Source organism: Streptomyces sp. NPDC001549, from assembly GCF_042894025.1.
Taxonomy (GTDB): Bacteria; Actinomycetota; Actinomycetes; order Streptomycetales; family Streptomycetaceae; genus Streptomyces; species Streptomyces kutzneri.
The window spans coordinates 123337-137119 of sequence record NZ_JBIAVJ010000013.1 but is presented as its reverse complement, the minus strand read 5'-3'; the positions used below and the strand labels follow the sequence as shown (position 1 = coordinate 137119).

Genomic DNA, 13783 nt, shown 5'->3' with positions numbered 1-13783 from the left:
CGCGTGGGCCCGTCCCCCGTACGGAGAGGCCCGGCGATGCGCAGCACCGGCATATCGACACCGCTGCGAGGCGCTGCGGGGGTGGCGGCAGGAGCCCTTCTGGCGCTGACGGCGGCGGCCGGTGTGGCGTCGGCGGGCGGTCCGGGCGGCGGCGACGGCGTGTTGCGCTGGCGGCCGTGCTCCGGGCCGGCGCAGGCGGGATTCGAGTGCGCGGTGGCGAAGGTGCCGCTGGACCACGCCGCCCCTTCGGGCCGGACGATCGACCTGGCGATGATCCGCCACGGGGCGGCCGCCCCACGGCGGCGCGCCGGGTCGCTGTTCTTCAACCCCGGTGGGCCCGGTGGCCCCGGGACCCTCGGACTGCCCGAGCTGTACGGCAAGTTTCCGCAGGAGCTGAAAGACCGCTTCGACATCGTCAGCTGGGACCCGCGCGGCGTCGGGGAGAGTACGGCGGTGCGCTGCTTCGACACCGCCGCCGAGGCCGCGGCCTGGCACGAGGACGTCCCGCCGTTCCCCGTGGGCCGGGCGCACTTCCTCACGTCCTGGATGCTGCGGCCGCCCGGCCCGTTCCCCGCCCGGCCGGTCCGGGCAGCGCCGTGGGTCCGGAGCACCGGCTAGCGGACGTGGTCACCGTCAAGGCCGCCGGGCGGCCCGGAGTACGGCGGAGTACGGTACCGACGTTCTCGATCTCGTCGGGCCTGTCCGGATCAGCGGGCCGTCTTGGTGTGGACGTAGTCCACCAGGCGGGTCAGCGCGTCCGGGTCGGTCGTCGGGAGGACGCCGTGGCCCAGGTTGAAGACGTGGCCCTCCAGGCCGGCGGCCGCCGCGAGGACCTCGTCCGTCTTGGCCTCGACCGCCTCCGTGGTGGAGAAGAGCACGGCCGGGTCCAGGTTGCCCTGGAGCGCCCTGCCGGGGCCGACCCGGCGTACGGCCTCGTCCAGCGGGACCCGGTAGTCGACGCCCATGACGTCCGCGCCGGCCTCGCCCATGAGGCCGAGGAGCTCGCCCGTGCCCACGCCGAAGTGGATCCGCGGGACCCCGTAGGAGGCGACGGACTCCAGGACCTTCGCGGACGCGGGCATCACCGAGCGGCGGTAGTCCGCCGGGGCGAGGGCGCCGACCCAGGAGTCGAAGAGCTGGACGGCGGAGGCGCCGGCCTCGATCTGGACCTTCAGGAAGGCGGAGGTGATCTCCGCGAGGCGGTCCAGGAGGTCGGCCCACAGCTGGGGGTCCCCGTACATGAGGGCCTTGGTGTGCTCGTGGTTCTTGGAGGGACCGCCCTCGACCAGGTAGCTCGCGAGGGTGAAAGGCGCACCCGCGAATCCGATCAACGGCGTGGAGCCCAGTTCACCCGTGAGCATGCCGATCGCCTCGGTGACGTACGAGACGTCCTCCGGGGTGAGGTCGCGCAGCTGTGCGAGGTCCTCGCGGCGGCGGATCGGCTGGGCGACGACCGGGCCGATGCCCGGCTTGATGTCCAGGTCGACGCCGATGGCCTTCAGCGGGACCACGATGTCGGAGAAGAAGATCGCCGCGTCCACCTTGTGGCGGCGCACCGGCTGCAGCGTGATCTCGGTGACCAGGTCGGGCCGCATGCAGGACTCCAGCATCTGCGTGCCCTCGCGCAGCTTGCGGTACTCCGGCAGTGAGCGCCCCGCCTGCCGCATGAACCACACCGGGGTGTGCGGCACCGGCTCCCGCCGGCACGCCTTCAGGAAGGCGGAATCGTACGTCTGACTCGGCTGGCCCGTGGGGCGGGTGTTGGCGCTCACGACCCAAATCTTCGCACGTATGAAGAAGTGTCCGACCCGGCGAGGGTGTCCCTGCGCCGTACGGGCGCTCGTTCCGCCTAGTCTTCCCCGCATGGCTGCGGCTCAGGGACGATTTTCAGATGGCGCCGAGGGTACGGACAGCGCGAAGGAGAGCTCCGTCCCGCTCCCGTTCCGGCGGGCGGTCGACGGCTTGAAGAAGGCCCGGCTGCGTCCGGGGATCGAGATCGACCCCACCAAACCGCCCCAGAGACTGGCGCCGCACGCCTACGCGCTGGAGGCCGCGGTGGTGGACGGCGAGGACGACCTGGCCGACGGCCGGCTCATCCTGCTCCACGATCCGTCCGGGCACGACGCCTGGCAGGGGACCTTCCGGCTGGTGACGCTGGTGCGCGCGGAGCTGGAGCCGGAGATGGCCGCGGACCCGCTGCTGCCCGAGGTGTGCTGGTCCTGGCTGACGGGGGCGCTGGAGGCGCGCGGGCTGGCGTACGGGGAGGCGAGCGGCACCGTGACCATGGCGGGCTCGCACTACTTCGGCGGGCTCGCGGAGCGGCGCCCGGCCACGCAGATCGAGATCAGGGCCTCGTGGACGCCGCGCGAGGGCGTGGGCGGGGTGCCGGACACCTCGGCGCACCTGTCGGCGTGGTGCGAACTGCTGTGCCAGATCGCCGGGCTGCCGCCGGTGGGTCCGACGGACACGGCGACGGGTGTGGTCTCCCTGCCACAGCGTCGCGGTCCGCACCACCCGTAGCCACAGGGCCGGACGGCCGCCGGAATCGGCGCGCGACGCAGAACGGCTGACCGAAGAACTGGGCGGACGGTCGAAACGCGGCGTCCTTTGCGGGCTTCTGATCAACCGATGATCGATCGTGTGTCCGAATTGCCCGAATTGTTACTCACCAAATCGTGATCATTCCCTAAAGCCGGGCGGGTGACGTGCCGAAGGAGTGGGTGACCATCCGCACGGTTCGCACCGGCTTCCTTCCCCGAGCCGGCCGTCCCGCCACTCCCCCAGGAGGCCTAGGTGTCCGTTCTTCTCGAGCAGCCCGCAAGCCTGGTCGCCTACCGCCCGAACAAGCCGACGGCCATGGTCGTCGTGGCCGACCCGCGCGTCCGCTCCACCGTGACCCGCCATCTGTGGGCCCTCGGAGTACGTGACGTGATCGAGGCGTCGTCCATCGCGGAGGCCCGCCCCCGCGTCGGCAGCCCGCGCGACATCTGCGTGGCCGACGTACACCTGCCCGACGGCTCCGGTCTCACCCTGCTCTCCGAGACCCGGGCCGCCGGCTGGCCCAACGGCCTGGCCCTGTCCGCCGCCGATGACATCGGCGCCGTGCGCAACGCCCTCGCGGGCGGCGTCAAGGGCTACGTCGTCACCGGTACGCGGACCAACATCGGGCTCCCCACCCGGCCCGGCGCCGCTCCCATCGGCGCTGCCGCCGCCCGTATGCACCGCCGCCCCCCGGGTGCCCCGAGCCACCCGGGCGGCTACCGAGAGCTCTCCGGCCGCGAGGTCGAGGTCCTGCGCCTCGTCGCGGAGGGCCAGTCCAACAAGGCCATCGGCGTCTCGATGGGCCTGTCCGCCCTGACCGTCAAGTCCCACCTCGCCCGGATCGCCCGCAAGCTGGGCACCGGTGACCGCGCCGGAATGGTCGCCGTGGCGCTGCGCACCGGGATCATCCACTGACCGCGGGCCGGAGCCCCCGGATATCCGCCTCGGGAGCCGCTGCCGGGGAACCTGCCCGGAGACCCCCGGAATACCCCGGGAAAACTCCCCGCATACCGCTCGCGCCCGTCGACGGAACGTTCCGGCGACGGGCGCGTCGTATACACGGATACCCTTGACCGGTGACCGACGCCCAAGATCCCGCAGCAGACCTGCGCACCACCACCGGGGGCGGCCCCCCGGACGACGTCGTTGTTCCGCCCGGTGGGCTGCCGACTCCCTTGCTGGAGCCCCGTGAGGGGATTCCTCCGGTGGTCGCCGACGCGGACGCCCTCGCCGAAGTGGTCGCGGCCTTCGCCGCGGGCACCGGCCCCGTCGCCGTCGACGCCGAACGGGCCTCCGGATACCGCTACGGCCAGCGCGCCTACCTGGTGCAGCTGCGCCGTGAGGGTGCCGGGTCCGCGCTGATCGACCCGGTGGGCTGCCCCGACCTGTCCGCACTGGGCGAAGCCCTGTCCGGCACCGAATGGATCCTGCACGCCGCCACCCAGGACCTGCCGTGCCTGCGCGAAATAGGCATGGTGCCCACCTCCCTGTTCGACACCGAGCTGGCCGGCCGCCTCGCCGGCTTCCCCCGGGTCGGACTCGGCGCGATGGTCGAGAGCGTGCTCGGCTACGCGCTGGAGAAGGGCCACTCCGCCGTCGACTGGTCCACCCGCCCGCTCCCCGAGCCGTGGCTGCGCTACGCCGCCCTGGACGTGGAGCTGCTGGTGGACCTGCGGGACGCGCTGGAGAAGGAACTGGACCGGCAGGGCAAGCTGGAATGGGCCCACCAGGAATTCGACGCCATCGCCTCCGCCCCGCCCGCCCCGCCGCGCAAGGACCCGTGGCGCCGTACGTCCGGCATGCACAAGGTGCGCCGGCGCCGGCAGATGGCGGTCGTACGGGAGCTGTGGGAGTCCCGGGACCGGATCGCGCAGCGGCGTGACGTGTCGCCGGGCAAGGTGCTGGGCGACGCCGCGATCGTCGAGGCCGCCCTCGCCCTGCCGGCGAACGTGCACACCCTGTCCGCCCTGCCCGGCTACGGGCAGCGGATGGGCCGGCGCCAGCTGGACCAGTGGATGGCCGCCGTGGACCGGGCGAAGGCCCTGCCCGAGAACGAGCTGCCGCAGCCCGGGGCGACCCCGGCCGGTCCCCCGCCGCCGCGCTCCTGGGTGGACAAGGACCCGGCGGCCGCGGCCCGGCTCTCGGCGGCCCGTACCGCCGTCTCGGCGCTGGCGGAGGCGCTGAACCTGCCCCAGGAGAACCTGATCACCCCGGACACGGTCCGCCGGCTGTGCTGGGAGCCGCCGCAGGGGCTGCACGCGGACGCGGTGGCGGAGGTCCTGGCGGGCTACGGCGCCCGGCCCTGGCAGATCGAACTGGTGACCCCGGCGCTGGTCACGGCCCTGGCCGCGACCGCCTGAACCGGCGGACCTCGATCCCGTCCCACCCGTAGGAGCCCCCGGCCCGGTGCCGGGGGCTCCGGCTGTTCATCGACCGCCGCGGCCGCGCACCGGCCCGTGACCCCAGCCGTGGGGGACCACTGCCAGGACCCGGAGGCCGCGCCCCGGGCGGGCGCGGTCCGGCAGGCGGCTCCCTGGCTGCTGGGTGCGGCCGGGGTCCTGGCCGCGTCGGGAGCCGTCGGCTGCGTCGTCTTCCGCCGTATGCGCGAGGCCTGAACGAGCACACGTGTCGCCGCGGACCGGATCGAAGTGGTTCTGCGGCCGTCGGAGGCCCCCGCCCGCCGCTGCGAGCGGGGGCCTCCCCGGCCGGTACGCCTAGAGGGTGTCCGTGTAGGCGCCGTCCTCGTCCACGTAGTAGCTGCCCTTCTCCAGGTCGTCGACCTTCCCGTGCTTCAGCCACTGCTTGGACAGCCGGTGCAGGACCTTGGACTGGCGCTCCCAGACCATGGAGTGGCCGGCGCAGGACACCCGGAACATCAGTTTGCGGACCCCGGGGACCGCGTCGTAGAAGGCGGGGACCGAGAAGGTCGGCGAGTTCGCCGTCGCGTCGTGCTCGCCGTAGACGATCATCACGGGAACCTTGTCGCCGAGCACGCCGCCGATCGGGACGGTGTCCTGGTTCCAGCCCCACCAGTAGGAGTTGCGGAACCGCAGCACGCCCTCGGGTGCTCCGGCCGTCGGGCCGCCCCAGGTCCTGCCGACGGGGTCGACGGCCATGAGCTCCTTCCACACCGCGTCGACCATGCCCGCCGCCCGCTGTTTCGGGGACCGCACCTCCTTGTCCCAGGCGCTTTCCAGGCCCGTCCTGCTGGACAGGTTCATCGGGAAGCCGAACAGGGAGGCCGGGGTCGACACGGGGAACGACGCCACCGGCGCGCCGAAGCTCTTCGGCGGCGCGCTTGCCCGCCCCGCGGGCGGGTAGACCGGCGCCAGGAGGAGCAGGCTCTCGACCTTCCCCGGGTTCTGGATCGCGTACGGCCCGAAGACGAAGGCGGCGGCGGACTGCCCGACGAGGGCGACCTTGGTGACGCCCTTCGTGGCCTTGATGTACTCGACGACCGCGTCGACCTCGCCCCACTCGCTCGCGGAGTTGCCGAGCTCGTGCGGGTAGGGCGGGGTACAGGTGTACGTCAGCGGGTTCGGGTTCAGGATCTCCTGGTGCTGCGGGTTGGCGTTGCAGGGCTTGTCCATCTCCGGACGCGGCGACAGGCCGGAGCCCGTGAGCTCCATGAGGAACACGTCGAACCCGGCCTTGGCCAGGTGCTGCGCCCAGCTGTACTTGCCGTTGTCGTGCTGGAGGTCGAAGGCCACGACCGAGGGAACGCTCCGGCCGTGCAGCATCAGGACGGCCTTGCGCTGCGCGTTGGCGCCGGGTGGGGTGCCGTCGTACTCCCGCACGTACAGATGGACGGTCTGTCCCGCGTTGGCGGGCACCGCAGAGACGTGCTCGACCTGGTGCTTGATGGGTGGGGTGGTGGCCATTGCTCGCATCCTCCGTCGACCGGGCCGGAGGGGACGCTCCGGCCCGGTCAGGATCGGGACTGCCCGGGGGCGGCGCCACGATCACGGCCGGGGGCCGGGTGCACGTGACCTGAACGGGTTGGCCGGACGGGTCCGATCGGTCGGGGCGGAGGGCCGCGGCGCCGCCGCCCGAGTGTGACCTTCGCCGCTCCTCCGGGAGGGGGTGTGCACATTGGTTACCCGCAAGTAGCATGGTCGGGTGAGCGGGCGCTCAGCGACGTACGCCGAACGCCCCCGCGCGCAGCAGTGCACACCCGCACCTGGAGGAGAGCCAACGTGCCTCGTACCGTCAGGGACGTCGTCTTCGTCGACGGCGTCCGCACCCCGTTCGGCAAGGCGGGCCCGAAGGGCATCTACCACGAGACCCGCGCCGACGACCTCGTCGTGAAGGCGATCCGGGAGCTGCTGCGCCGCAACCCGGACCTGGACCCCGCGAAGATCGACGAGGTCGCCATCGCCGCGACCACGCAGATCGGCGACCAGGGCCTCACGCTGGGCCGTACGGCCGGCATCCTCGCGGGCCTGCCGCAGTCCGTCCCGGGCTACTCCATCGACCGCATGTGCGCCGGCGCGCTGACCGCCGTGACCGCCGTCGCGGGCGGTGTGGCCTTCGGTGCCTACGACGTCGCCCTCGCCGGCGGTGTCGAGCACATGGGCCGTCACCCCATGGGCGAGGGCGTGGACCCGAACCCGCGCTTCGTCTCCGAGAAGCTGGTCGACGAGTCCGCCCTGTTCATGGGCATGACCGCCGAGAACCTGCACGACCGGTACCCGACGATCACCAAGCTCCGCGCCGACGAGTACGCCGTGCGCTCGCAGGAGAAGGCCGCCAAGGCGTACGCCGACGGCAAAATCCAGCAGGACCTGGTCCCGATCTCGGTGCGCAACACCAACGAGGCGGCCGGTGAGACGGGCTGGGGCCTGGTCACCACCGACGAGCCGATGCGCCCGGGCACCACGCTGGAGAACCTGGCCGGCCTGAAGACCCCGTTCCGTACGCACGGCCGGGTCACCGCGGGCAACGCCGCCGGTCTCAACGACGGCGCCACCGCCGCGATCATCGCGTCCGAGGACTTCGCCCGGGAGAACAACCTCCCGGTCAAGATGCGCCTGGTCTCGTACTCCTTCGCGGGTGTCGAGCCCGAGGTCATGGGCTACGGCCCGATCCCGGCCACCGAGAAGGCCCTGGCCCAGGCCGGCCTGACCATCGAGGACATCGGTCTCTTCGAGGTCAACGAGGCCTTCGCGGTCCAGGTCCTCGCGTTCCTGGAGCACTACGGCATCGCCGACGACGACGCCCGCGTGAACCAGTACGGCGGCGCCATCGCCTTCGGCCACCCGCTCGCCTCCTCGGGCGTGCGCCTGATGACGCAGCTGGCCCGGCAGTTCGAGGAGCAGCCGCACGTCCGCTACGGCCTGACCACCATGTGCGTCGGCTTCGGCATGGGCGCCACGGTCATCTGGGAGAACCCGAACTTCAACGCCGAGGGAGACTCCAAGTGAGCACCACCGCTGAGCTCCTGAAGGGCGCGGCCGACCTGTTCCCGGACGAGGTCGTCACGTCCGCGCACGTCCGCCACCTGGACCTGCCGTTCGGCGCCGGGCGCTTCGCGCTCATCACGCTGGACAACGGCTTCGACCACACCAAGCCGACCACCTTCGGCCCGCAGTCCCTCGCCAACCTGAACGCGGCGATCGACCAGGTCGAGCAGGAGGCCCTCGCTGGCTCCATCGTCGGCGCGGGCATCACCGGCAAGCCGTTCATCTTCGCGGTCGGCGCCGACCTCAAGGGTGTCGAGCTGCTGAAGAAGCACGACGAGGCGCTCGCCATCGGCAAGGGCGGCCACGACGTCTTCAAGCGGCTCTCGGCGCTGGCGGTCCCGACCTTCTCGTACTACAACGGCGCGGCCATGGGCGGCGGCGTCGAGGTCGGTCTGCACTGCTCCTACCGCACCGTCTCGAAGGCCATCCCGGCCTTCTCGCTGCCCGAGGTCTTCCTCGGCCTGGTTCCCGGCTGGGGCGGCTGCGCCATCCTGCCGAACCTGATCGGCGCCGAGCGCGCGGTCTCGGTGATCATCGAGAACTCGCTCAACCAGAACAAGCAGCTGCGCGGCAAGCAGGTCTTCGACCTGGGCATCGCCGACGCGCTGTTCGAGGGCGCGGACTTCCTGGAGCAGTCGCTCCTGTGGACCGCGAACGTCCTGAACGGCACCACCGAGGTCGTCCGCGACGAGATCGACCGCGGCGAGGCCTGGGACGCGGCCGTCGCCAAGGGCCGCTTCATCGCGGACTCCAAGGTGCACGGCGCCGCTCCCGCCGCCTACCGCGCGCTGGACATCATCGCCGCGGCCAAGGACGGCGACCTCCAGGCCGGCTTCGACGCCGAGGACACGGCGCTGGCCGACCTCATCATGGGCGGCGAGCTGCGCTCGGGCATCTACGCCTTCAACCTGGTGCAGAAGCGCGCCAAGCGCCCGGCCGGTGCCCCGGACAAGTCCCTGGCCCGTCCGGTCACCAAGGTCGGCGTCGTCGGCGCGGGCCTGATGGCCTCGCAGCTGGCGCTGCTCTTCCTGCGCCGCCTGGAGGTGCCGGTGGTCCTCACCGACATCGACCAGGAGCGCGTGGACAAGGGTGTGGGCTACGTCCACGCCGAGATCCAGAAGCTGCTCGGCAAGGGCCGCATCAACCAGGACAAGGCCAACCGCCTGACCGCCCTGGTGACCGGCGTCCTGGACAAGGCCGAGGGCTTCGCGGACGCGGACTTCATCATCGAGGCCGTGTTCGAGGAGATGTCCGTCAAGCAGAAGGTGTTCGCGGAGGTCGAGGCGGTCGCCCCGGCGCACGCGATCCTCGCCACCAACACCTCCTCGCTGTCGGTGTCGGAGATGGCCTCCAAGCTCCAGCACCCGGAGCGCGTGGTCGGCTTCCACTTCTTCAACCCGGTCGCGATCCTCCCGCTGCTGGAGATCGTCCGCGGTGAGCAGACCGACGACGCCTCGCTGGCCACGGCCTTCGGTGTCGCCAGGAAGCTGAAGAAGACCGCGGTCCTCACCAAGGACGCCCCGGCGTTCGTCGTGAACCGCATCCTCACCCGCTTCATGGGCGAGATCCAGAACGTCATCGACGAGGGCACCCCGGTCGTCACGGCGGAGAAGGCCATCGAGCCGCTCGGCCTGCCGATGTCCCCGCTGGTGCTCCTGGAGCTCGTGGGCCCGGCGATCGGTCTGCACGTCTCCGAGACCCTGAACCGCGCCTTCCCGGAGCGCTTCACCGTCTCCCCGAACCTCGCGGCGGTCGTCAAGGCCGGCAAGCGCGGCTTCTACGTCTATGACTCCGGCAAGCCGGAGCTGGACCCCGAGGTCGCCGCGCTCCTGGTCCAGGGCGATGTCGTCCTGACCGAGGAGCAGGTCCGCGACCGCGTCCTGGACGCGGTCGCGCAGGAGATCGGCCTGATGCTGGAGGAGGGTGTCGTGGCCGAGGCCCAGGACATCGACCTCTGCCTGATCACGGGCGCCGGCTGGCCCTTCCACCTGGGCGGCGTGACGCCGTACCTGGACCGTGAAGGCGTCTCGGAGCGCGTGAACGGCAAGAAGTTCCTCGCCCCCGGCCTCGCGAGCATCCCGGCCTAGTCCGGGTCTCGGAGGGCTGTTCGACGGCTCGGCCCGCCCCTTCCGGGGGGCGGGCCATCGCCGTTCGAATACCTGTCTAAGATTCACCCCCATGACGGAAAAGCACGCGCGGCCCAGGCGCCGCCGCCGCATCCTGCGGATCACCCTGCTGCTGGTCGCCGTGCTGATCCTGGGCGCGGCCGGGGCCGGCTGGTGGACGTACAGCCACCTCAACTCCAACATCGACAGCGTCGACCTGGACCAGGCGATCGGCGACAACCGGCCCGCGAAGGTCGTCGCGAACGCCCAGAACATCCTGGTGCTCGGCTCCGACTCGCGCGCCGGGGCCAATGCCGATCTCGACCACGGCGATGTCAGCGGTGCCCGCTCGGACACCGCGATGCTGGTGCACATACCCGAGGGCCGGGCCAAGGCCACCGCGGTGAGCATCCCCCGCGACACCCTGGTCACCCGGCCCGAGTGCAAGGACGGGAACGGCAAGACGCTGCCGTCCGCCAAGCGGGTCATGTTCAACTCCGTCTACTCGCTCGCCGGCCCTGCCTGTGTGGTCAACACGGTGGAGCAGCTGTCCGGCGTCCGCGTGGACCACTTCGTCGAGGTCGACTTCGCCGGCTTCAAGGGCCTGGTCGACGCGCTGGGCGGGGTCACCGTCACGCTGGACAAGCCGATGAGCGGCGCCAAGGGCGGCCTGAAGCTCGACGCGGGCACGCACCGGCTGGACGGCACCGACTCGCTGAAGTTCGTCCGTACCCGCTACGGCTACGGCGACGGCAGCGACCTCGGACGCATAGGCCTCCAGCAGCAGTTCATGCTGGCGATGCTGTCCGAGATCAAGAAGCAGGACGCCCTCGGCAACCCGGCGCGGCTCTACAAGCTCGCGGACGCCGGCACCAAGTCGCTGACCACCGACTCCGACCTCGGCTCGCTCACGGCGCTCGCCGACTTCGCGCAGAGCATGAAGGGCGTGAACCCGGAGACGATGGAGACGATCATGCTGCCGGTCGCCTACGACAAGGTGGACCCCAACCGCGTGATCGTGGCCGAGCCGCAGGCCACGCAGCTGTGGGACGCCATACGCAAGGACCAGCAGATCCCGGCCTCGGCGAAGAACTCCCCCGCCAAGGGCTGAGCAGAGCCAGGGGGATGAGCCCGCTTCCGCCGTCGCGGCCGCGGTCCGCCCTCACCCGTCGCGGCCGCGGTCCGCCCTCACCCGTCGCGCCGCCCCCGGACCGCCCAGGCCCGGGCTGTGAGCGCGACGGATCCGCCCGGCCCGTAGGGGACGGCCCCGCGGAGCGCGTCCCGTACCCGCTCCCGGTCCGCCGCGGACAGGGCGGCGAGGTATCCGGGGGCCGGTCCCTGCCCCGTCAGGAACGGTTCCCACAGGTCCGCGAAGTCGGCGAACACCGTGGGGACCTCGATCGGGGCGACCGACACCTCGCCGAGTCCCGCCCGCGTCCACAGCGCGCGCAGTGCGTCCGGACGGCACAGGGGGAAGCGCCGGCGCTCGTCCAGCGCGGCCGCGGACGGGTCCGCCAGGGCGGCCGCGCCCCAGAAGAGCCGCAGCAGGTCCATGCCTTCCGCGTAGTCCCACACGTATGCCGCGACCAGGCCGCCCGGGCGGACCGTGCGGACCATCTCGGCGACGGCCGCGGCGGGCGGCGCGAGGAAGTTCAGGGTCAGGCCGCTGACCACCGCGTCGCACGCGCCGTCGCGCACCGGCAGGGCCGTCGCGTCCGCCACGACGACGTGCGTCCCGGCCGTGGCCGCGTCCCGGGCCCAGGCGGCGTACCCCGGTGAGCGGTCGATCGCCAGGACCTCACGGGGCCGGCACCGGGCGGCCACCGCGGCCGACAGGCCGCCGGTGCCGCATCCGACGTCGAGCCACCGCAGCCGGCCGGGACGGCCGAGCCACGCCGTGAACCGCTCCGCGACGGGGCGGCTCCACCGGCCCATGTAGCGCTCGTAGCCGGCCCCGGCCGTCCACACGTCGTACCGGTGCTCTTCCCTGTGCGTCATGGGCGTCCCCACACGGGTCCCGGACCCGTCGGCCGCGGGTACGGCCGCGAGGGCCGTACGGGTTGCCCGTACGGCCCTCGCCGGTCCGCCGCGGCGGACCGGTCGCCCGTCAGAACTCCGCGTTCTGGCCGACCTTGTGCAGCCGGCTGTTGCGGTAGCCGTAGAGGAAGTAGACGATGATGCCGATGGCCATCCAGATGCCGAAGCGCAGCCAGGTCTCGGCCGGCAGGTTGAGCATCAGCCAGAACGAGGCCGCGATCGACAGGATCGGGACGAACGGCACCCACGGGGTCCGGAAGGACCGGTGCAGGTCGGGGCGGGTCTTGCGCAGGACGATCACGCCCAGCGCGACCACCACGAAGGCGAACAGGGTGCCGATGTTCACCAGTTCCGCGAGGGTCTCCAGGCTGGTGAAGCCCGCGACGACCGCGATGATCCCGCCGAGCAGCATGGTCGCCCGGTAGGGGGTGCGGTACGTCGGGTGCGTCACGGAGAAGACCCGCGGCAGCAGTCCGTCACGGCTCATCGCGAAGAACACGCGGGTCTGGCCGAGCAGCAGGATCATGCACACGGTGATCAGACCGACGGCCGCGCCGAGGCTGATGGCGCCCGAGAAGAACGGCTGGTTCACCGATTTGAAGGCTTCGGCGAGCGGCGCGGTCGGGGACATCTCCGAGTACTTCTGCATACCGGTGACCACCAGGGTCACGGCGACGTAGAGCACTGTGCAGACCAGCAGCGAGCCGAGGATGCCGCGCGGCATGTCCCGCTGGGGGTTCTTGGTCTCCTCGGCCGCCGTCGCCACCACGTCGAAGCCGATGAAGGCGAAGAAGATGAGCGAGGCCGCCGTGAAGATGCCCATGACGCCGAAGTTCGTGGGCTCGTAGCCGAACATCAACTGGACCAGGGGCGAGTGCCAGCCGCTGACGCCCTCGGCCTGTGGCTGGGCCGGCGGGATGAACGGCGAGTAGTTGTCGGCCTTGATGAAGAACAGGCCCGCGACGATGACCAGCAGCACGACCGTGACCTTGATGGCGACGACGACCGCGGTGATGCGGGCCGAGAGCTTCGTCCCGACGACCAGGATCCAGGTCAGCACCAGGACCAGCAGGAACGCCAGCAGGTCGAAGTGGCCCCCGGCATCGGGGCCGGACAGGGAGGTCGGCAGGGTCCAGCCGAGGTTGGTGTCCATGAGGTGGCGCACGTACCCGGACCAGCCGACGGCGACGACGGCCGTGCCGAGTGCGAACTCCAGCACCAGGTCCCAGCCGATGATCCAGGCGGGCAGCTCACCGATCGATGCGTACGAGAACGTGTACGCCGACCCGGCCACCGGGACGGTGGACGCGAACTCGGCGTAGCAGAGAGCCGCAAGGGCGCAGACGATGCCCGCCGCCACGAAGGCGAGGGCTGTGGCGGGACCGGCATTGTTCCGGGCGGCGATGCCCGTGAGGACGAAGATGCCGGTGCCGATGATGACGCCCACACCGAAGACCGTGAGGTCCCAGGCGGAGAGCGACTTGCGGAGCGCGTGTTCCGGCTCCTCCGTGTCGCGGATGGACTGCTCCACCGTCTTGGTACGGAATGGGCTGTTCAGATCCTTGCTCACCGACGCCTCCGAGAGGTGACGACGCACGAACGGGCCGGGAGGCCCACCCTTCAAGAGTGATCTCCCGG

At 71.6% G+C, this 13783-nt stretch carries 12 protein-coding genes; 8 read left to right on the top strand and 4 right to left on the bottom strand.

All coding sequences use genetic code 11. From position 1 onward, the window contains the following. The first annotated feature begins 36 nt into the window (after positions 1–36). Positions 37–618, top strand: a complete 582-nt coding sequence (locus ACFY04_RS22185) for a hypothetical protein (RefSeq protein ID WP_389118974.1) — start codon at positions 37–39, stop codon at positions 616–618. An 89-nt stretch (positions 619–707) separates the two neighbouring features. On the opposite strand, the gene hemE is transcribed toward ACFY04_RS22185, so the two are convergent. Further along, on the bottom strand, positions 708–1772 hold the full coding sequence (gene hemE / locus ACFY04_RS22180; protein WP_389118973.1) for a uroporphyrinogen decarboxylase: 1065 nt from the start codon (positions 1770–1772) through the stop codon (positions 708–710). Positions 1773–1863: 91 nt separating this feature from the next. On the opposite strand from hemE, the gene ACFY04_RS22175 reads away from it, so the two are divergent. The 4 genes from ACFY04_RS22175 (at position 1864) to ACFY04_RS22160 (ending at position 5156) form a co-directional block, all read left to right on the top strand. Then, positions 1864–2520, top strand: a complete 657-nt coding sequence (locus ACFY04_RS22175; protein WP_030011435.1) for a DUF3000 domain-containing protein — start codon at positions 1864–1866, stop codon at positions 2518–2520. Between the two features lie 273 nt (positions 2521–2793). Then, positions 2794–3456 carry a response regulator transcription factor gene (locus ACFY04_RS22170; RefSeq protein WP_007267191.1) on the top strand — a complete coding sequence of 221 codons (663 nt, stop codon included), beginning with the start codon at positions 2794–2796 and terminating at the stop codon, positions 3454–3456. Between the two features lie 161 nt (positions 3457–3617). After that, entirely contained in the window at positions 3618–4901 is a 1284-nt protein-coding gene (locus ACFY04_RS22165; protein ID WP_389118971.1) for an HRDC domain-containing protein, read from the top strand. Positions 4902–4997: 96 nt separating this feature from the next. After that, positions 4998–5156, top strand: a complete 159-nt coding sequence (locus ACFY04_RS22160; protein WP_389118969.1) for a hypothetical protein — start codon at positions 4998–5000, stop codon at positions 5154–5156. Positions 5157–5255: 99 nt separating this feature from the next. Here the strand turns inward: ACFY04_RS22160 and ACFY04_RS22155 are convergent, their stop codons facing one another. Next, positions 5256–6422: an alpha/beta hydrolase gene (locus tag ACFY04_RS22155; RefSeq protein WP_389118967.1), complete on the bottom strand. Its 1167-nt coding sequence runs from the start codon at positions 6420–6422 to the stop codon at positions 5256–5258. A gap of 315 nt (positions 6423–6737) precedes the next feature. Between ACFY04_RS22155 and ACFY04_RS22150 the strand changes: the two genes are divergently transcribed. The 3 genes from ACFY04_RS22150 to ACFY04_RS22140 all read left to right on the top strand — a co-directional run bounded on the left by ACFY04_RS22150 (position 6738) and on the right by ACFY04_RS22140 (position 11219). Further along, complete coding sequence (locus tag ACFY04_RS22150; RefSeq protein ID WP_030010872.1) at positions 6738–7964, top strand: acetyl-CoA C-acyltransferase; 1227 nt, start codon at positions 6738–6740, stop codon at positions 7962–7964. Beyond that, positions 7961–10090: a 3-hydroxyacyl-CoA dehydrogenase NAD-binding domain-containing protein gene (locus tag ACFY04_RS22145; RefSeq protein WP_389118965.1), complete on the top strand. Its 2130-nt coding sequence runs from the start codon at positions 7961–7963 to the stop codon at positions 10088–10090. The genes ACFY04_RS22150 and ACFY04_RS22145 overlap by 4 nt, the downstream gene beginning before the upstream one ends. 91 nt (positions 10091–10181) lie before the next feature. Continuing rightward, entirely contained in the window at positions 10182–11219 is a 1038-nt protein-coding gene (locus ACFY04_RS22140) for an LCP family protein (RefSeq protein ID WP_389118963.1), read from the top strand. A 77-nt stretch (positions 11220–11296) separates the two neighbouring features. Here ACFY04_RS22140 and ACFY04_RS22135 read toward each other — a convergent pair whose 3' ends face one another. Both ACFY04_RS22135 and ACFY04_RS22130 read right to left on the bottom strand, forming a co-directional pair. Then, on the bottom strand, positions 11297–12106 hold the full coding sequence (locus tag ACFY04_RS22135) for a class I SAM-dependent methyltransferase (RefSeq protein WP_389118961.1): 810 nt from the start codon (positions 12104–12106) through the stop codon (positions 11297–11299). A 109-nt stretch (positions 12107–12215) separates the two neighbouring features. Next, positions 12216–13715, bottom strand: a complete 1500-nt coding sequence (locus ACFY04_RS22130; protein WP_389118959.1) for an amino acid permease — start codon at positions 13713–13715, stop codon at positions 12216–12218. Positions 13716–13783: the final 68 nt, after the last annotated feature.